The sequence below is a fragment of the Streptococcus sp. HMSC034E12 genome, assembly GCF_001835915.1.
Classification (GTDB): Bacteria; Bacillota; Bacilli; order Lactobacillales; family Streptococcaceae; genus Streptococcus; species Streptococcus vaginalis.
Genome location: NZ_KV826427.1, coordinates 12,037 through 31,678, shown reverse-complemented (window position 1 = coordinate 31,678; position 19,642 = coordinate 12,037). Strand labels below are relative to the sequence as shown.

Sequence of the window (19,642 nt, the reverse complement as noted above, 5' to 3'; positions counted from 1 at the left end):
ATAATCAAGCCTTTCATCAATTTTTGTAGCAGATTTTTGCAATCATTTTCTAAAAACGTTACAATAATTTCATACTACAGATAAAAAGGAGACTCGTATGAGAACATTTGACATCATTGCCATTGGTGGCGGTAGCGGAGGAATAGCAACCATGAACCGTGCTGGAGAACATGGTGCAAAAGCTGCCGTTATTGAAGAAAAGAAATTAGGGGGCACCTGTGTCAACGTCGGCTGTGTTCCTAAAAAAATCATGTGGTATGGCGCCCAGATTGCCGAAGCCATTCGCGATTATGGACCAGACTATGGTTTTACTTCGGATAATCAGCAGTTTGACTTTAAGACGCTTCGGAAGAATCGCGAAGCCTATATTGATCGTGCCCATAATTCTTACAATAATAGTTTCAATCGAAATGGCGTTGAGTTGATTGAAGGTCGCGCCAAATTCATAGACCGCCATACAGTTGAAGTCAACGGCGAGCTTATCCAAGCCAAGCACATTGTCATTGCGACAGGCGCTCATCCGCATATTCCAGCTATTTCCGGAGCAGAATTAGGTGAAACCTCTGACGATATTTTTGCATGGGAAGAACTCCCTCAATCCGTTGCCATTCTTGGTGCTGGTTATATTGCAGTTGAATTAGCCGGACTCCTTCATGCTCTGGGTGTAAAAACAGACCTTTTCGTTCGTCGAGATCGTCCTCTCCGCAACTTTGATTCTTATATCATTGATGGTCTTGTGGAAGAAATGAAGAAATCAGGTCCTACTCTACATACGCACAAAATACCAGAAAGGCTTGAAAAACTTGAAAACGGAGCGATTCGTATTACCTTCGAGGACAGAACGAGCCACACCGTTCAACACGTCATCTGGGCAACTGGGCGGACTGCAAACACCAAAGGGTTGAATTTAGAAGCGGCTGGTGTTACCCTAAATTCTCGTGGTTTTATAGCAGTCGACGAATTTCAAAATACAACAACATCGGGTATTTATGCTCTAGGAGATGTTACAGGCGAAAAAGAATTAACCCCTGTTGCTATCAAAGCAGGTCGTACCTTAGCCGAGCGCTTATTTAATGGAAAAACTGAAGCTAAAATGGATTATTCTAACATTCCAACTGTTGTCTTTTCTCACCCAGCGATTGGAACAGTTGGCTTGACCAAAGAGCAGGCAATTCAACAATACGGAGCAGAAAATATCCATATTTACACTTCTAACTTTGCTTCCATGTATTCAGCTGTCACCCAACACCGACAACAAGCCAAGTTCAAGCTCATTACAACTGGACCAGATGAGAAAGTCATTGGTCTCCACGCTATTGGCTACGGTGTTGATGAGATGATTCAAGGTTTTGCTGTTGCTATTAAAATGGGAGCTACCAAAGCAGATTTTGATGCGACTGTCGCCATTCACCCAACCGGTTCAGAAGAGTTTGTCACCATGCGTTGAGCATCATAAATGTCTTACTCCCAAAAATTTTCCCACTTTATCTCAATACTCAGAATTGCAATCAGCGCTTCTGACTATTTTAGTTTACACGATAACTTCTTCTCATTCCATAACTTATTCTTTCATACTATCTGCTAGGGAGTGGGACAATTTTTGCCCAACCTCTCCTTTTTCCTATGATTTTTTAGTTGATAAAGAGATACATTTTGTTATGATAATATTAAAGCGATTTTACGAGGAAGTGCTTTTATGCAAAAGACCAAAATAATTCTAACAACTGTCTTATTTATCTTTTTAAATGTCTTTGGACTAATTGCAATTTTGATATTATTCCTTCGCAGTAAAAATAAAAAAAAGTAATATCTCAGAAAAAGTAAACATTTTGAAAAAAGGTGAATTCAGTCTATGCTTTTGCCTTTTTATTTAACCCTTGACATTTTTTTTATTTGTTCTATAATAGTTACCATATTATAAAACAAAGGGTTACAATTATGAAAAAATCATTTACACTCGTTTTACCAGCAATTGGCGCAGCTTTGATAGCCGTTTTTGCTCAGATTACTATTCCTATCGGTCCAGTTCCTTTTGCTTTGCAAAATATGGCAATTGGCTTAGTGGCTACTATTTTTCATCGAAAAGAAGCTCTATTAGCAGTCGCTCTTTATCTTCTCTTAGGCGCTATTGGTCTTCCTGTCTTTGCAGGAGGAAACGGTGGATTTCAAGCACTTGTCGGTCCAAATGCAGGTTATCTCTGGTTTTATTTGTTCTACGCCCTAGTAACAGCTAGTCTAACTTCCAAAAATAGCAGCTTTTTAACGATACTCGTATCAAACCTACTCGGAGATGCTTTGGTTTTTGTCGGTGGTGTACTTGGTTTAATGTTTCTAGCAGTTTTTCAACTTGATAAAGCTATTACAGTCGGAGTCATCCCCTTCATTTTACCAGATCTCATAAAACTGATTGCAATTAGTTTTATCAGTAGACCTATTTTTAAAAGCTTAAAAGATCATCCCTACTTTAAAAATTGATAAAGTTGTCTCACTCCCATTATTAGAACTCACGTGTTGTGGGTTCTTTTTACATTGCTCAAAAAGATTTTTTCATTTTCTTCTTGACAAAAATGACCAACAGTCCTATTATATTTTAAAAGAAAATAACCGACGGTCACCAAAAGGAGCTCACCATGCCTATTAGAAAAGCAGTCCCAAGCGATATTCCAGCACTCAATAATCTCTTAGAGCAAATCTTGCTTGTTCATCACAACGTCCGACCAGACATTTTCCAAGAGAGTAGTCGCAAATTCAACGATGAACAATTGAAAACACTGATGTCTCAAGAACATACACCAATCTTTGTCTATGAAAATGAAGAAGGTAAAATCTTGGGTCACCTCTTTTGCATCATTAAAGAACCACACAGTCTCGTATTGACACCTATCAAAACACTTTTCATTGAAGACCTTTGCGTTGATGAAAGTGCTCGTGGTCAAAAAATTGGTGAGCAGCTTTGCCGTTTTGCAGAAGAATTTGCCCAAGAAATGGACTGTTACAACTTAACCCTTAATGTATGGAATGATAACGCTGGTGCCTTACGATTTTATGAACATCAAGGTTTTAAACCACAAGAAACCATCATGGAAAAAGTTTTTAAAAAATAGGAAAAGTTCATGAGTAAAAGAGAAGAGAAGAAAACGGCTACAAAGCAGAACATTACGGTGTTTTCTTCGGTATCAATATTATCGGGGTTTCAATCATCAGTATGCTTAATCGTCGGTTAGTTGATCGTTTTTCTCTACGAAATCTCTTGCACATTGCCACTAGCTGTGCTCTTGCTTTTGCTCTTTTACTACTACTGTTTAATATTAGAAATTTTCGTAGTCTTTGGGCAGTCGTCTTTCCTATGCTTCTCATTTTTAGTACCAATGGTATCGTTGCAGCATGTTCAAATGCCGCAGCTCTCAATAGCGCAGAGGATTCGATGACAGGTTCAGCAGCCGCTCTACTTGGCTCTCTCCAATACGGAAGTGGGATTCTTTCTTCCTTGCTCCTCGCTCTTTTTTCAGATGGCACTCCTAAAGCCATGGTAGTCATTATTTTTCTAGCCATTCTAGCTTCTACTCTAATGGCTTGGATAGCACGAAAATAAACTATAAAATAATAAGACAGAGGTGGTATGATCTCTGTCTTATTATTTTATCAGCAAATCCAACAAATCCTGATAGGACTGAAAATTATAAGTCGGTTTCGCTTGCGTATGATTACTCAACCTTTTAGGATTATACCAAGCCGTATCAATGCCTGCATTGTTCCCGCCCGTTATGTCTGCTGTCAAAGAATCTCCAATCATTAGAGTTCGATTTTTGTCAAAATTTGGTATTAGCTCTGCTATTTTTTCAAAAAATAGAGCATCGGGTTTTTGCGTGTGGAGTTGCTCAGAGATGAAAATCTGATTAAAATAGGGGGAGATATCCGAACGAGCCAGTCGACCAGTCTGAATGAAGCCGATACCATTGGTAGCAGCGTAAAGTTCATAATCTGCCTCTGTCAAAACATCCAAGAGCTCACTAGCTCCAGTATAGGTCTGACCTTGCTGGGCAATATGTTGCTGGTAATGGAGAGCCAACTCAACACCGTCCTTATCCACACCAAAGTGGTTAAAGAGACGAGAAAAGCGTGTGTTAATCAGCTCAGATTTGGTCAGTTTTTCCTGTTCCAAGTCCCGCCAAAGAGCTTTATTCATAGGAATATAGTAGTCTTTATAAGCCTGAATATCAGCCACACCCTGCTCTTTTAGAAAAGCAGTCAAAGCCAAATCCTCCGCTAAATCAAAATCTAACAAGGTGTGGTCAAGATCGAATAGTAGAAATTTGTAATGCAATTTTGTCGTTTTCCTTTCTAGGGGATACAAACTATTTATAATTATTTGGAAAATATTCTTTTCCCAGCTGCCATAAATATTGGTCTATTTGTTTAAGATTGAATTGCTCTAGTCCGTAATAACTTCTAAAGGTTAGAATTAGATTTTTGAATTGCTGGTAATCCTTTAAATCAGCATTCTTAAACTTTGCAAAATGATCTGTTTTTCTAAAGTACTTCAAGACCTTTTCAACATAACTATCGTATATGGGATACGCTAAAGGATTGTGATGCGAGCAATACTTAGTTGCAAAAGAATAGAATTTTCGCTGCACACCTTCTTTTATGGTTATATTTTGAATTTCATTTACTAGAAAAATATCACCACTCTTTAACCTCTCATCAATGTCAAGTGATAAAATATGTTTTGCTACAGGAAATATTGAAAAAATATTAGTACTATAAAAGTCATTTAGTGTTGCAACCTTTAACAGAATATCTGAAATATCTGTATTTTTCGGTGATAGTTCAAAAAACAAGCGATCTAATGCCGTTTCTTGTAATTTATAGCTTTCAAGGTTAGCCCACTCTTGCAAATACTTTTCAACTTCCATGACAGTTGGTCTAGGCACAAGCATGGTACTTTGCGAAGTCTGTGAAACAGAAAGAGCAGAATCTGTTAAAGAATCATAGGTATGTCTATCGTCATGACGAATGATAATTTCTTCTGTCTCTAGTTTTTTTAATTCATCTAAGATAGCATTGTTAAAATTTGAAGCCACTAATTTTGTTGTATAAGGGAAAAATGATGAAAAGAAAAGCATGATTATAGCAGTCCAGACTGTTTTTTGACTAATTTTCTCCACTACCTGCGATGAAGAGTGAAAGTTTGTCCACATAGCCCCAAGCCAGAAAAAGGACAATCCATAGGCAAAAAAATTAGTTCGGAACTCCCATAGACCTTGTAAATCAAAGGTTTTCGGCTTTTCCAGTTCCAATACCAAAATGGTCATAATAATAGCAATCACCGCATCAATAAAAGCTCCCAAACGCTCTTTACCCATTACTTGACGATTCATTTTTCTCTCCCTTTAAATAGTTCTTTAAAATATGTGACATTATACTACTTTTACAGTTGTAAATCAAAAGCACTAAAAAACGGCTTGGGTCGTTTTTTAGTACTTAACAACTCAATTGGCAGAGAATTTTACGATAAAATTTCTTCTAAATTTGCAATAATTTCCCTTAATTGTTTTTCAAGAATTTCAGGGCTAGCAGTAATGCTCATTAGTAAAGTATTTAAAGATTGCTCAAATTGATTAGGAAGAAGGTTCGCATGTGCTGCTGCATATGATATCATTCTCTTCTCGCCGGGGTGGGTCAATTCATTAACTGCAAAAATTATGTCAAAATAGGATTCTAAAAAGGCTGCAATACGGTGATTGACACTGACAAGGTCTTTTCGTTTTGCTGCTTTTAAAATCTGCGTATCATAGGATGGCAAATGCCCGGTTAACAGACTGAAATTTCGTGAAATGATGTTGTCTTTTAATTTTGGAGGAAAAGGAACGTCAAACCGTTTTTTCAATTTTCCGAACTCTCCATTAGCATCATAAAGAATCTTGCAGGTTTTTAAATTGTGCCAAAAGCAAGTGGTGTAGCCATTTCCTGCTTGGTGCTTTTCGACGACATTTTCAATATCTCGCGCAAAATCACGAATATTCCGATAAAGAATATCAATATCAATGTCATTATTTAAGGTACAGTCGTCTTCCAATTCCCAAAATTGATTGCTTATTTCCATATAAGAACAATATTGGGTCAAAATCAACTTCCGACTGGCTTCATCTGGAATGCTCGTGCAGTAAATATATAAATCATAGTCCGAAGTCTCATCATAAGTTTCTCCGCTACGAGATCCGCCTAAGGCAATCGCTGTCACTTCTGGTAAATTGGAAAATGCTTTCCAAAGTTGTGTAAAAACTGTCATTTTCTCCTCCGATATAAAACTTTTCCTTATTATACATTATATTACTACAAGAAAAAACTCCTAAACTTCAATTTAGGAGCTTTTCATGTCTTACCGCACTTCTGCACCAATCGTTACTTCAAGAGACTTTTGGATTTTTTCCATATAACGAGCTACTTCCTCATCTTCCAGAGTATCCTCTGGATTTTGGAAAGTTAAGGTGTAAGCCATTGATTTCATGCCGAGTCCCAGTTTTTCACCTGAGAAGACGTCAAATAATTTGATATCTGTCAAGCGTTTCACACCAGCAGCCTCAATAGCTGCAACCACCTCTTTGTGACTGATTTCTGCTTTCAGAAGCAGTGCTATATCACGTGTTACAGCTGGGAATTTGGTAATTTCTACAAATAGTTTTGCTGGTTGCATTACTTGTTCAATCGCTGTCAAGTTGATTTCTGCTACATACGTTTCTGGGATATTATAATCCTTAGCAGTTACTGGATGAACTTGACCGACAAAACCAACGACTTGTCCGTCTAGTGAAATAGTCGCTGTACGACCTGGGTGCATACCAGCTAATGCTTGTGTCGCTGTGTACTCTACTTTTAGACCCAGACGGTCAAAAAGTGCTTCCAAAATTCCTTTTGCATAAAAGAAATCAACTGGTACAGCTGGAGTTTGAAAATCCTTTTCAGTAACCAAACCTGTCAAAGCAAAGGCAAAGCTGTTGATTTCAGTTGGCAATTCTTCCTGTGGATTCCCCGTTTGCTCGAAGACTTTTCCGATTTCATACAGAGCCAAATCCTTATTTTTACGTGCTACATTATAGGCAACAGTATCCAAAATGCCAGCTACCATATTTTGACGAAGAACGCTGCGATCTACTGTCATCGGCCACATCAGCTCTGTCAAGTTACTTGGATTAGTGCTAAATTGCACAGCTTTTTCAGGAGTAGTCAAAGCATAGGTGATAACTTCTGTCAAACCAGCACCTTCTGCAACTGTACGAACTTTGCGACGAAGTTTTTGGGTTTCTGTCAATTGACCAGCTGTTCCGTCACCTTTTGGAAGAGTTGCTGGTAATTTATCATAACCATAGATACGCGCAATTTCCTCATAAAGGTCTGCTTCAATGTGAATGTCCCAACGACGGCGTGGTACGCTGACTGTGAATTTCTCTGCATCGCCAGTAAGACCAAAACCAAGGCGACGGAAAACATCTTCAATATCTGTATAAGTTAATTCCGTCCCAAGTACACGATTGACATCTGATAATGTTGAAACAACTTCAACATCTGATGTGTCCACTTGACCCGCTGAGACGATACCGGCTTGTACCGTTGCACCTGCAAGGTCTGCAATCATGCTAGCCGCAGCATCTAGAGCTTCTGTTACTGTCGCTAGGTTAATTCCTTTTTCAAAACGAGAGGATGATTCTGAACGAAGATTGAGACGTCCGCTCGTCTTACGAATGGAAGTTCCGTCAAAAACTGCTGCTTCAAGCACTACACGGCTTGATTGAGAAGAAATTTCCGTTGCAGCTCCACCCATGACACCAGCAAGAGCGACTGGCTTATCTGCTACCGCAATCACAAGATCGCTCATTTCTAATTCGCGCTCTTCGTCATCAAGAGTTACTAATTTTTCGCCCGCACACGCTTCGCGCACTACAATTTGATTGCCCTCAAAAGTATCTAAATCAAAGGCGTGCATTGGTTGTCCAAAGTAAAGTAGAATATAATTTGTCACATCTACTACATTATTGATAGGACGAATCCCTGCATTCATAAGCAGATTTTGAAGCCATTGCGGACTTGGAGCAATGGTTACATTTTCCAAAATACGTGCTGCATAAAAAGGAGCCTTGTCCGTTTCAATCGCAACAGAAAGTTGTTCTCCAGCTTGCTCTTGTGTTTCCAACAACGGAAAATCTTTAAAATGAACCGACTTGTCGTAGATAGCTGCTACCTCATACGCTACTCCACGCATTGAAAGCGCATCTGCACGGTTCGGTGTGATAGAAAGCTCAATAATTTCATCATCCAAGTCAAGATAAGGAAAAACGGAATCCCCCGGTACAGCTTCTTCTGGCAAAATTTGAATACCATCGGAAAATTCTTTTGGAACAACCGAGTCCGAAATGCCTAATTCTCCAAGGGAACAAATCATTCCAAGGGATTCTAACCCACGGATTTTTCCCTTTTTAATCTTGTAATTATCTGCAATACGAGCTCCTGGAAGAGCTACCATAACCTTGATTCCTGCTCGTACATTTGGAGCGCCGCAAACGATTTGTCGAAGCGCTTCTTCCCCAACATTCACTTGACACACATGTAAGTGCGTCTCAGGAACCTCTTCACAGCTGACCACTTCACCAACTACAATTTTTGACAATCCCTCAGCAGGAGAGCTAACCCCTTCTACTTCAATCCCTGTCGTTGACATTTTTTCAGCTAATTCTTCACTCAGAACAGTTACGTCAACTAGTTCTTTTAACCATTTATAACTTACTAGCATAATTCATCTATATGAGTGCATAGAAATCTTTGAGAGCTACTGTTTCTGCTCAAAAATTTTGTCTCATATTACTTCCTTTCTTTTTGAGGCTGGGACAAGTGCCCAAGCCAAGTGCTTTTTCGCTTAATTTAATTCTTTCCGAATGAGCCAGTCAATATCAACCGTTTCACCAGTCGCATATTCATGCTCACTAAAACGTTTAAAACTATATTTAAAGTAAAAGTTTTGTGCCTTAAAATTCTTTTCCCAAACACCTAACCAAACCCAGAAAAAGCCACGTTTGACAGCTTCTTGCATAGCAAAATCAAACATTTCCTTGCCAAAACCCTGTCCTTGATGAGATTTCAAAACATAAATCCGATGAACCTCAAAAGCATTCTCCATTGAGTGCTCTGCCTCTACGGGCTCAGTCTGTGCTTGCCCCCAGTTAAATTTGAGCAAACCAACAATCTTTTCTTTCTCATCTAGTGCAAAATAAGTCTCCGACTCTACTTGCGCCAAATCCTTCTGAATCTGCTCAAGGGAGAGTTCATGGGTAAAATAATCTTGCATATCTTCCGCTTTGATATAAGGGCCGAAAGTTTCTTGATAGGTTTGCACTTCCAGTTCTCGTAGAACTTCAGCCTGTTCTTCTTTTACTTTTACTAACATAGCATTTATTTAAATTGTTCTGAAAAACGAACATCACCTTGATAGAAGCCACGAATGTCATTGATACCGTAGCGCAACATAGCCACCCGTTCTTGACCCAGCCCAAAAGCAAAACCAGAATAAACATCAGCATCAATGCCACTCATTTCAAGGACGCGTGGGTGTACCATTCCAGCTCCCATAATTTCAATCCAGCCAGTCTTTTTGCAGACATTGCATCCTTGCCCACCGCATTTAAAGCAAGAAACATCCACCTCAACAGACGGCTCTGTAAATGGGAAATAAGACGGACGCAGACGAATACTGCGGTCTTCTCCAAACATTTTTTGCACAATGAGCTGCAATGTTCCTTGAAGGTCTGCCATAGAAATATTTTTCCCGACAACCAAACCTTCAATTTGATGAAATTGATGAGAATGCGTCGCATCGTCCGTATCCCGTCGGAACACACGCCCTGGCGAAATCATCTTCAAAGGTCCTTTAGAAAAATCATGTGCATCCATCGCTCGAGCTTGAACCGGACTAGTGTGAGTCCGCAGTAAAATTTCTTCTGTAATGTAGAAAGTATCCTGCATATCACGCGCGGGGTGGTCTTTTGGTAAATTCATCCGCTCAAAGTTGTAATAGTCTGTTTCGACTTCAAAACCATCTACGACTTGATAGCCCATGCCGATAAAAATATCTTCAATTTCTTCACTTGTTTGGCTAAGAACATGACGATTCCCAGCAGGAATTTTCCGACCAGGAAGGGTGACATCTACTGACTCATTCGCCAACTGATTGGTAATTTTTTGCTCTTCTAATAGCTTTGCAGATTCTTCAAAAGCAGCAGTCAAAATATCACGCACTTCATTGACATGCTTCCCGATAATCGGACGCATATCGGCAGAGACGTCTTTCATTCCTTTTAAAATCTCTGTTAAAGAGCCTTTTTTCCCAAGAACAGAAACTCGTAGATTTTGCATTTCTTTTTCATTTTCAGTCGAGATTTTTTTCAACGACGCCAGAGTTTCTTCTCTAAGCTTATTTAATTGTTCTTCAATGGTTGACATAATTCCTCCAAATATAAAGACCGCATGCCAAACTCCATAAGCGGAGCGTTGACACGCGGTACCATCCGTTTTTATCTGGTTTCCCAGACCTTAATTCTCAATCCTATTGCAAGTGAATTCACCTAGTTTTCATCTAAAGAGCTCTCAGTCTCTGGCTCTTCTCCCTGTCAAACTTCCCCTAAGCTACTAGTCTTGCGGATTCTTATTTAATTAGTTGATATTATACCAAATTTTATAGGACTTGTAAATAGACCTTGTTTAAAAATGCGATCATACTCGACACACATTATAAACAGTAGTCAATTCTATACTAACTCGCTCAAGTATTCATAGCGCTCATATTTCTCCAAAAGTAAATCGTTTTTGCTATCCAACTCTTTTTGGAGTTCAGCGAGCCGACCGAAGTCCGAAGCATATTCCTGCATTTCCCGCTCAATAGCTGCAATGTCCTCCTCAAGCTTCTCTATATCTCCCTCAATAGACTCCCACTCCTGTTTTTCAAAGTAGCTTAAGCGCTTCTTTTCCTCTCGCACTTTTGCTACTTTTTCCTTTTCCGACTTTTGGTAAATGGCAGAGCTCTCTAGCTCAAACGCCTTTTCATCCAGATAATCAGTATAATTACCGAAATATTCTCTGATAGTTCCCTCTTCAAAGGCTAAAATCTTATCTGCTACTTTATCAAGGAAATACCGATCGTGACTAACAGTCATAACTGGGCAGGCAAAGCTTTGCAAAAAGTTTTCCAGCACCGTTAATGTCGCAATATCTAAGTCATTAGTCGGCTCATCCAACAGCAAAACATTCGGCTTTTCCAACAATAACTTGAGAAGATAGAGCCGCTTTTTCTCTCCTCCGGATAATTTTTCAATCAAAGTTCCATGAGTGGAACGAGGAAAGAGAAATTGTTCCAAGAGTTCGGCAATTGATGTCGTCCCCGCAGATGTCTTAACTTCTTCTGCGACCTCCTGCAAGAAATTGATAACGCGTTTGGACTCATCCAACCCTTCAATTTGCTGTGAGAAATAAGCCACACGAACTGTCTCACCAATGGTCAGTTGACCAGATTGAGGTGCTAATTTCCCAGCAATTAGATTGAGCAAGGTGGATTTTCCAACACCATTATCCCCCACAATCCCAATCCGATCTTTATTTTGAACTAACAAATTGAAATGAGAAAGAATCTTCTTGTCACCATAAGCAAAGCCCACATCTTTAAATTCAATCACTTTCTTCCCAATACGACTGGTCTCGAAATTCATTTCTAAGTCTTTCTGAGTCGCTTGATCAGACAAATCCTTTTTCAAATCTTGAAAACGATTGATTCGAGCTTGCTGCTTGGTTGCTCTAGCCTGTGGCTGGCGATGCATCCAGGACAATTCCTGCTTATAAAGCTGTTGTTTTTTATGGAGAAGGGCAGCATCTCGCTCGTCTTGTTCTGCTTTCAAACGGACGTAATCTTGATAATTTCCTTGATATTCAAGCAAATCTCCGCTGTCCAATTCAAAAATTCGCATCGAAACATGGTCTAGAAAATAGCGGTCATGGGTAATGAAGAGAACCGTTTTTTTGGAATTCTTCAAAAAATTCGTCAGCCATTCGATACTAGCAATATCCAAATGGTTAGTTGGTTCATCAAGGAGCAATAAGTCATCGTCTCCTAACAAGACTTGCGCTAATTGCACGCGACGTCGCAAACCACCTGACAGGTCGCCGACCTTAGCAGATAAGTCGGTCAAACCTAGCTTCGACAAAACCGTCTTAACTTGACTTTCAATTTCCCATGCTTGAAGAGCATCCATTTCAGCCATAATCTTCTCTAAACGAGATTGATTGCTTTCATCATAGTTAGACAGCAATAACTCATACTCACGAATGAGCTGCATTTCTCGCAAATTGCTTGATAAAACCGTATCTAGTACCGTTTTGTCGTCATCAAAGTGCGGTTCTTGGGTTAAGTAGCCAATCTTATAGCCCGATTTAGCTGAAAAAGGATTAACGTCCCCATCAAATCCAGATTTTCCAGACAGAACATTCAAAAGAGTCGTTTTTCCAGTTCCATTAACCCCAATCAAGCCAACCCGATCCAAACCATGAATAATAAAGGAAATGTTTTTAAAAACAGTCTTATCTCCCACCGTTTTAGTCAACTTTTCAACAATAAAGTCACTCATCTTCTCTCCTCTACAAAAGCTAAGATAGCTTCAAGACGGTTGTCCAAGGCACCATTCACAATAGCCGCCTCAATCTCAGTCAAGAGCTGTCCTAAAGCAGGACTCGGCTTAAAGCCAAATTCTTTGATTAACAGACCGCCATTGACGACAATTTCATGTTTATCATGAATCGTTAGTGAATCATAAGTAGAATGAATCTTTTCAAAATCAACAGCTAATCCCTGTGCTTGACGAATTTCTTCTGCTTGTATCATCAGTTCCAGTTCAAAACGATAGCATTCTTCCTTATCCAGAAAATGCCTTTTGCGAATATTATAAATCGTGACAATTTGCTCTATGCGCTTTTGAAATTCATTTGAAGTTTTCCAATGCCTGAGGAATTTTTTAACATTTTTTACTTGAAGAGTCATTAAAAGAGTAGCCCAAGCTTGCTCTGAACTCGTAAATTGAAAATCTGCTTTAACATCAAACATCGTTTCCAACTGAGATTGGCTGCTGCGCATGTCAGGCAAATAGTCTGTTGCACCACTGGCAAGCAGACTTTTCAATCCTTTACGCCAATAAGACGCTGTCAGTAATTTGTCAAATTCAATAAAAATCCGCTCTACAGAAATTTTTTCTAATAACGGAGCACACAGTTTCATAGCATTACATGTGTCTGTATCTAATGAAAAGCCTAAGGAAGCCTGAAAACGAAATCCTCGCATAATGCGCAAAGCGTCTTCGTTGAAACGTTCCGAAGGTATTCCTACAGCACGTAAGATCTGATTTTCTAAATCAGCCAACCCTTCAAATAAATCAATCACATTCCCTGCTTCATCCAAAGCCAAAGCATTGATCGTGAAATCGCGCCGTTTTAAATCTTCTTCGAGAGAACGAACAAACGTGACATTGCTCGGTCTGCGATAATCTACATAGATATCCTCTGTCCGAAAAGTCGTCACTTCGTATTCATGATTATCTTCTAAGACTAAAACTGTCCCATGCTCAATACCGACATCAATCGTTCGCTCAAAAATACGTTTGGTTTCTTCTGGATAACTAGAACTCGCAATATCCACATCATGAATCGGTCGATTCAATAAAGCATCGCGGACTGAACCACCGACAAAGTACGCCTCAAAACCGGCATTCTTAATCTTCTTTAATACTGGTAAAGCCTCCTGAAATTCAGAAGGCAGATTTTTTAATCTCATAACAAATATTCCAATCCGTAGACAAGCTCTTTTTTCTTGACCACTTCCTTAATACCTAAATTCACCCCCGTCATGAAAGACTTACGATCGTACGAATCATGACGAAGTGTCAGTCCTTCACCTTGACCGCCAAAGATTACTTCTTGATGAGCCACCAATCCTGGTAAACGAACCGAATGAATGCGCATGCCGTCCATTTCTGCACCACGTGCTCCTTGTAATAACTCTTTTTCGTCCATTGCACCTTGATGCTTCTTGGGGCGAACCTTGCTGATCAATTCAGCTGTTTTAATCGCTGTGCCACTCGGCGCATCCTTTTTCTGATCATGATGTAATTCAATGATTTCCACATCTGGAAAATATTTAGCTGCTTGCGTTGCAAATTGCATCAAAAGAACCGCTCCCACAGCAAAATTAGGAGCAATCAAGCCTCCTAGCTCTTTTTGACGAGAAAACTCAACTAAGTCTTTGATTTCATCCGATGTAAATCCAGTCGTTCCGACCACAGGTGCAAAACCATGCTCTAATGCAAAACGAGTATTTTCATACGCCACTTTAGGAGTTGTAAAATCAACCCATACATCCGCTTCTATGCCACTCAAATCTTCTTTCTGATTAAAAACGGGAACACCAGCTACTTCTTTTTCTGGAGTAAGTGGGTCAAGCAATCCAACGAGCTCTAATGCAGGATCTTCTGTCACCATGTTATAAGCAGCTTGTCCCATTTTTCCTTTGAAACCAGCAATAATAACCTTTATACTCATGGAATCCTCCTTAAATAATCGGAATATAGGCTAAGGCAATACTTCCAGCACCCAAGTGAGTTCCAATCACACTACCAAATGTCGCAATCGGAATCTCTCCAGAAACACTATCTTCTAACAATAATTGATGTAAATGTTCTGCTTTTTCCAGTGCATTTCCATGAATAATCATCACTTGGTAATTTCCTTGTGCAGTTTGCTCTTTGACAATCTCAATCAGGCGTTTCGTAGCTTTTTTCTCGGTACGAATCTTTTCATAAACCTCAATGACGCCCTCGTCATTAAAGTAAAGAATTGGTTTGATACTGAGCAAGTTTCCCAGAATTGCAGCGCCATTCGACAAACGACCGCCTTTCACCAAATGATTTAAGTCATCTACCATGATGAAGCCACCAATTCCCTTGATTTGAACGTCAAGATTGCTCAGAATTTGCTCAAACGCTAACCCTTGTTCAGCCCAGTTTAAAATATGCTCCACCATCATTCCAAGCGGCGCACTTGTGATTTTTGAATCTGGAAAAGCAATTTCTAAACTTGGAAATTCATCTTTCAAATACTGGATATTTTGATAAAAGCCAGAAATGCCGCTCGATAAAAACAGACCAATAACATGAGTATAACCTTGCCCTTCTACTAAAGACAGAGTGTTCACTAAGCTGGCGATACTCGGTTGGCTAGTCTTTGGTAATTCACTAGAGGCTGCCATTTTTTGATAAAATTCGCTAGCAGAAAGATTCTTTCCTTCGATGTACTCAACCCCGTCAATACTAACGGGAATATCTAAGATAAATAAATGCTCATTTTCGATGACTTTGCTATCCAAATATGCTGACGAATCAGTAATTACGGCTAATTTCATGCATTAAAACTCCAAATTGATACCTGGTAAATCCAAGGCGATTTCTGTTACTTCATAGGTCAAACGATTTAATATGGACAAACTTGGACGAGCAAGTTGTTCTACTTCGTCCTGCTCAAATTCACTTAGCTCATTGACAATTTGTCCCATGATATGGTTGACTTGTGAGATTGTTCCACTAATTACAAAAGCATCAAAGACAATCATAAAGTTCACAATTACAACGATAGAAGTTACTTGTCCTTCTTGATCTTGATTTAACAATTGAAAATTGACATCCACTTTTGTTTCTGGGGTTCCGTTTTCTTTTTCCCACTCTAAATTACGTGCGTCATAGTGATATTGACTGACAAATTCTTTTTCGCGTTGTAATTCCATTTCATTTCTCCTCAAAATATGCGTTATTAAAATTATAACATATTTTCCAGCGCCTGACTAATTTTATCAGTATGAAAATCATCTCCTTTCAATGTTTCTTTTAGATTAAAAAAGGAGCTAGAGAATTTTTCTCCAACTCCTAGAACGATGAAACTCATCATTATTTATTCAATGGTTTGCGAAGCGCTCCGAATAACACACCACTTACAATTGCGCCAATCAAGATGAAGATGATATAGAGAAGAGCATTTGAAGTAAGTGCAATAACGAAGATACCTCCGTGTGGTGCCATGAGTTTAATACCAGCCATGCCGACAAGTGCGCCTGCTAAGGCTGAACCAACCATAAAGCTTGGAATGGCACGGGCAGGGTCAGCAGCACCAAATGGAATAGCACCTTCAGTAATGAAGGATAGTCCCATAACAATGTTTGTCAAGCCTGAATTGCGTTCCTCTTCGGTAAATTTATCTTTGAATAAAAGCGTTGCAACAAAGACTGCTAGAGGAGGAACCATACCACCAGCCATAACCGCTGCCATTACAACTGTACCACCTGTTGAAACAGTTGCTGCAAGAGTTCCTGTACCAAAGATATAAGCCGCTTTGTTGAAGGGACCGCCCATATCAATAGCCATCATACCACCTACAACGAGTCCAAGGAGGACAGCTGAACTACCAGATAAGCCTTCTAGGAAACTATTCAAGCCAGTATTGATAGCGGCCATTGGAATATTCACCAACAACATCAAGAAGCCAGTTAGCAAGGTTCCCAACAGTGGATAAAGTAGAATGGACTTGATACCCTCAAGCGACTTTGGAAGACAACTCAAGGCTTTTTTAAGGAAGTTTACAACGTAACCTGCAAGGAAACCACCCACTAGGGCTCCAAGGAAACCAGAAGGTACACCAGCAAGTGCAAGAGTAGCTTTCCCACCTTCTGCAAATGGAATTTTACCAAAAGCAAGACCTGCGGAAGCCATACTACCTGCTACAAAACCTGGCGCTAAACCTGGTTTTTCAGCAATAGAATAAGCGATATAACCAGCAAGTACAGGAAGCATAAAGCCAAAGGCCAAGCCACCAATATTCTTAAACATAGCTGCCAACTCATGATAAGTACCGAGATTTGCCAATTGATCTTTTGGTACTCCCATTGCTTGGTCAATCAAGAATGCCACCGCAATCATGATACCACCGCCAATAACGAATGGAAGCATTTGACTAACACCACTCATTAAGTGTTTGTAGAAACCGCCTGCTGCATTCGCTGAAGAGGACGCAGCTGCTTTATTGGCTGCATGATATACTTCTGCTTTTCCTGACAATGCCAAGTTAATCAACTCATCTGTCTTACGAATACCGTCAGCAACTGGGCGGTTAATCAATGGCTTGCCGTCAAATCGATCCATTTCCACAGCTTTATCAGCCGCAATAATAACCGCTTTTGCTTTTTGAATATCTTCTGCGGTCAGTTTGTTTCCGATACCACTAGCACCGTTGGTCTCAACCTTGATACCAACTCCCATTTCAGCCGCTACCTTTTGAAGAGCTTCTTGCGCCATATAAGTATGTGCAATTCCCGTTGTACATGCTGTTACCGCAACAAGGAAATCACCATCTTTGGTTGCCGGTGCTACCGTTGTAGGTTCTGCTGCTTTTTCAGACGCTTGGTCAAATAATGCAATCACTTCATCTGGCGAAGTTACTTGACGAAGTTTGTCTGCAAATCCATCTTTCATCAGGTACTGTGACAATTCTGCAAGTGCAGCCAAGTGAGTATCGTTCGCTCCTTCTGGTGCAGCAATCATGAAAAACAAATCTGTCGGTTGCCCGTCTAAACTTTCATAATCCACACCTTTGTTTGATTTTGCAAAAAGAACGGTTGCTTCTTTGACTGCCGCATTTTTACTGTGTGGCATGGCAATCCCGTCGCCCAAGCCTGTTGACGTTAAAGCTTCACGAGCCAAGATTCCTTCTTTGAATGTTTCAAAATCTGTCACATAACCGTGGTCAACTAAACTGTGAATCATTTCATCAATAGCAGCTGTTTTTTCAGTTGCTTGTAAATCAAGCAACATCACATCTTTTCTCAGTAAATCCTGAATTTTCATATTTTTTCTACCTCTACTTTTTCATATGTTTCGTTAATAAAAGCGGCTGTTGCCAAATCATCAGAGAAAGTCGTTGCCGTTCCGCAAGCCACTCCCCATTTGAAGGCTTCAACAGCATTTCCTGAACGAACAAATTCGCCAGTAAAGCCTGCAACCATTGAGTCACCAGCTCCAACAGAATTTTTCACGATTCCCTTGATTGGTTTTGCAAAATAAGCTCCGTCCTTTGTTACCAAAAGCGCTCCATCACCTGCCATAGAAATAATGACATGTTGCGCACCTTTGGCTAGAATTTCACGAGCATATTTCTCAATCTCATCCAGCTTTTCCAGCTTCACTCTGAAAATATCACCAAGTTCATGGTTATTCGGCTTAACCAATAATGGCTGAAACTCTAGTGAATCAATAAGTGTTTGTCCCTCGAAATCACAAACGACTTGTGCTCCAGTTTGCCTCGTCAGACTAATTAACTCTTTATAGACGACATTGCCTAGATTTTTATTGCTTGACCCTGCGAAGACAACTGTATCTTTCTCTGAAAGCCCTGAAAGAATATCTTTTAAGGCTGCCAATTGCTCTGGTGAGACAGTCGGACCCGTTCCATTGATTTCTGTCTCAGCGTCTGCTTTAATCTTAACGTTGATACGCGTATCCTCTGACACTTGGACAAATTTAGTCGCAATCGCTTCATTTTCCAAGGTATCAGTAATAAATTTTCCAGTAAAGCCACCGATAAAGCCAGTCGCTGTATTGTCAATTCCCAAACGTTTGAGCACACGACTGACGTTGATGCCTTTTCCACCAGCAAATTTATCATCGCTCTCCATACGATTCACGCTTCCAACATTGACCTTATCCAAACGGACAATATAGTCAATAGAAGGGTTAAGCGTAACAGTATAAATCATACTTCAATAACCTCCGTTTTTTCTTTTATCTTTTCCAATTGCTCATTGGCGCATGCACTCGTAATAATGCTAGCACGTTTGATAGGGGCGACTTTCACGAAAGAGGAATGACCGATTTTTGAAGCATCAGCTAAGATGTAGGTCTGCTTGGCGTTTTCAAGAATCGCTCGTTTGACTGCTCCTTCTTCCATATCAGGCGTTGTATAGAAATTTTCATCAATTCCATTCATACCAATAAAGGCTTTGTTGAAATTCAACTGACCAATTTGATTCAAAGCAACACCACCAATACTAGCATCTGTTGAGCTTTTGACAACTCCTCCGATAATAACCGTTGGAATGTTTTTCTCAACTAACTTTGTAGCATGGTGAATGGAGTTGGTCACAACCGTCATATGTTTGCTTGAAAGCTCATTGATTAACAATTCATTTGTCGTTCCAGCATCAATAAAAATAACATCCTGTTCTTGTATCAATTCCGCCGCTTTTTGAGCAATTCGTAATTTATCTTGAACGTTTTTGATAGATTTTTCTTGATTGCTTTCTTCCTCTTGAAGAAAATGAATGCTTTCTGCTCCACCGTGAATCCGGCGCAGTTTTCTTTCATCTTCCAATTCGTCTAGATCTCTACGGACTGTTGATTCAGACGTATTTAACAAACGAACTAAGCTATCCAGAGAAACAACTTGATGATGATTGATTTCCTCTAAAATTACCTGTTTGCGTTCTGATTTTAAGATAGACCTCACCTCTTCCTGCAATCGT

General features: G+C 39.8%; 17 protein-coding genes and 2 pseudogenes. 4 read left to right on the top strand and 15 right to left on the bottom strand.

Annotated elements, in window-relative coordinates; translation table 11 throughout:
• Nucleotides 1–97: 97 nt before the first annotated feature.
• From gorA to HMPREF2574_RS10015, 4 genes and pseudogenes are all read left to right on the top strand, one after another.
• Nucleotides 98–1,447: a glutathione-disulfide reductase gene (gene gorA, locus HMPREF2574_RS00545; RefSeq protein ID WP_070812039.1), complete on the top strand. Its 1,350-nt coding sequence runs from the start codon at nt 98–100 to the stop codon at nt 1,445–1,447.
• 491 nt (nt 1,448–1,938) lie between these two features.
• Nucleotides 1,939–2,475, top strand: a complete 537-nt coding sequence (locus tag HMPREF2574_RS00540) for a biotin transporter BioY (RefSeq protein ID WP_024052364.1) — start codon at nt 1,939–1,941, stop codon at nt 2,473–2,475.
• Nucleotides 2,476–2,630: 155 nt separating this feature from the next.
• Entirely contained in the window at nt 2,631–3,104 is a 474-nt protein-coding gene (locus tag HMPREF2574_RS00535) for a GNAT family N-acetyltransferase (RefSeq protein WP_024052363.1), read from the top strand.
• 59 nt (nt 3,105–3,163) lie between these two features.
• A pseudogene (locus tag HMPREF2574_RS10015) lies at nt 3,164–3,592 on the top strand (Bcr/CflA family drug resistance efflux transporter); the annotation flags it as partial.
• A 42-nt stretch (nt 3,593–3,634) separates the two neighbouring features.
• Here the strand turns inward: HMPREF2574_RS10015 and HMPREF2574_RS00525 are convergent.
• The 15 genes and pseudogenes from HMPREF2574_RS00525 to HMPREF2574_RS00460 all read right to left on the bottom strand — a co-directional run bounded on the left by HMPREF2574_RS00525 (nt 3,635) and on the right by HMPREF2574_RS00460 (nt 19,617).
• A complete protein-coding gene (locus tag HMPREF2574_RS00525) occupies nt 3,635–4,324 on the bottom strand; it encodes a pyrimidine 5'-nucleotidase PynA (protein WP_024052361.1) in 690 nt (229 codons plus the stop codon).
• A 31-nt stretch (nt 4,325–4,355) separates the two neighbouring features.
• Complete coding sequence (locus HMPREF2574_RS11015; RefSeq protein ID WP_042754072.1) at nt 4,356–4,940, bottom strand: hypothetical protein; 585 nt, start codon at nt 4,938–4,940, stop codon at nt 4,356–4,358.
• A gap of 114 nt (nt 4,941–5,054) precedes the next feature.
• Nucleotides 5,055–5,366, bottom strand: a pseudogene (locus HMPREF2574_RS10500) (TMEM175 family protein); the annotation flags it as partial.
• A gap of 143 nt (nt 5,367–5,509) precedes the next feature.
• Nucleotides 5,510–6,292, bottom strand: a complete 783-nt coding sequence (locus tag HMPREF2574_RS00515; protein ID WP_070812038.1) for a nucleotidyltransferase domain-containing protein — start codon at nt 6,290–6,292, stop codon at nt 5,510–5,512.
• Nucleotides 6,293–6,382: 90 nt separating this feature from the next.
• Nucleotides 6,383–8,788, bottom strand: coding sequence for a phenylalanine--tRNA ligase subunit beta (pheT, locus tag HMPREF2574_RS00510; protein ID WP_070812037.1), 2,406 nt, complete (start codon nt 8,786–8,788; stop codon nt 6,383–6,385).
• Nucleotides 8,789–8,911: 123 nt separating this feature from the next.
• A complete protein-coding gene (locus HMPREF2574_RS00505; RefSeq protein WP_024052357.1) occupies nt 8,912–9,439 on the bottom strand; it encodes a GNAT family N-acetyltransferase in 528 nt (175 codons plus the stop codon).
• A gap of 5 nt (nt 9,440–9,444) precedes the next feature.
• On the bottom strand, nt 9,445–10,491 hold the full coding sequence (gene pheS / locus HMPREF2574_RS00500; RefSeq protein ID WP_024052356.1) for a phenylalanine--tRNA ligase subunit alpha: 1,047 nt from the start codon (nt 10,489–10,491) through the stop codon (nt 9,445–9,447).
• Between the two features lie 305 nt (nt 10,492–10,796).
• On the bottom strand, nt 10,797–12,662 hold the full coding sequence (locus HMPREF2574_RS00495) for an ABC-F family ATP-binding cassette domain-containing protein (RefSeq protein WP_070812036.1): 1,866 nt from the start codon (nt 12,660–12,662) through the stop codon (nt 10,797–10,799).
• Nucleotides 12,659–13,858, bottom strand: a complete 1,200-nt coding sequence (locus tag HMPREF2574_RS00490; protein WP_070812035.1) for a CCA tRNA nucleotidyltransferase — start codon at nt 13,856–13,858, stop codon at nt 12,659–12,661. Before HMPREF2574_RS00490 ends, HMPREF2574_RS00495 begins: the two co-directional genes overlap by 4 nt.
• Nucleotides 13,855–14,622, bottom strand: a complete 768-nt coding sequence (gene dapB / locus HMPREF2574_RS00485; protein ID WP_070241741.1) for a 4-hydroxy-tetrahydrodipicolinate reductase — start codon at nt 14,620–14,622, stop codon at nt 13,855–13,857. Before dapB ends, HMPREF2574_RS00490 begins: the two co-directional genes overlap by 4 nt.
• Before the next feature lie 10 nt (nt 14,623–14,632).
• Nucleotides 14,633–15,481, bottom strand: a complete 849-nt coding sequence (locus HMPREF2574_RS00480; RefSeq protein ID WP_070812034.1) for a DegV family protein — start codon at nt 15,479–15,481, stop codon at nt 14,633–14,635.
• A gap of 3 nt (nt 15,482–15,484) precedes the next feature.
• Complete coding sequence (locus HMPREF2574_RS00475; RefSeq protein WP_024052351.1) at nt 15,485–15,859, bottom strand: DUF1149 family protein; 375 nt, start codon at nt 15,857–15,859, stop codon at nt 15,485–15,487.
• A gap of 160 nt (nt 15,860–16,019) precedes the next feature.
• The gene (locus tag HMPREF2574_RS00470; RefSeq protein WP_070812033.1) at nt 16,020–17,969 is read right to left on the bottom strand and encodes a PTS fructose transporter subunit IIABC; all 1,950 of its coding nucleotides are present in this window, start codon (nt 17,967–17,969) and stop codon (nt 16,020–16,022) included.
• Nucleotides 17,966–18,877 (bottom strand): 1-phosphofructokinase, encoded by a 912-nt coding sequence (gene pfkB / locus HMPREF2574_RS00465; RefSeq protein ID WP_022526204.1) that lies wholly within the window; start codon nt 18,875–18,877, stop codon nt 17,966–17,968. Before pfkB ends, HMPREF2574_RS00470 begins: the two co-directional genes overlap by 4 nt.
• Nucleotides 18,874–19,617 carry a DeoR/GlpR family DNA-binding transcription regulator gene (locus tag HMPREF2574_RS00460; RefSeq protein ID WP_037593742.1) on the bottom strand — a complete coding sequence of 248 codons (744 nt, stop codon included), beginning with the start codon at nt 19,615–19,617 and terminating at the stop codon, nt 18,874–18,876. The genes pfkB and HMPREF2574_RS00460 overlap by 4 nt, the downstream gene beginning before the upstream one ends.
• Nucleotides 19,618–19,642 lie beyond the last annotated feature (25 nt).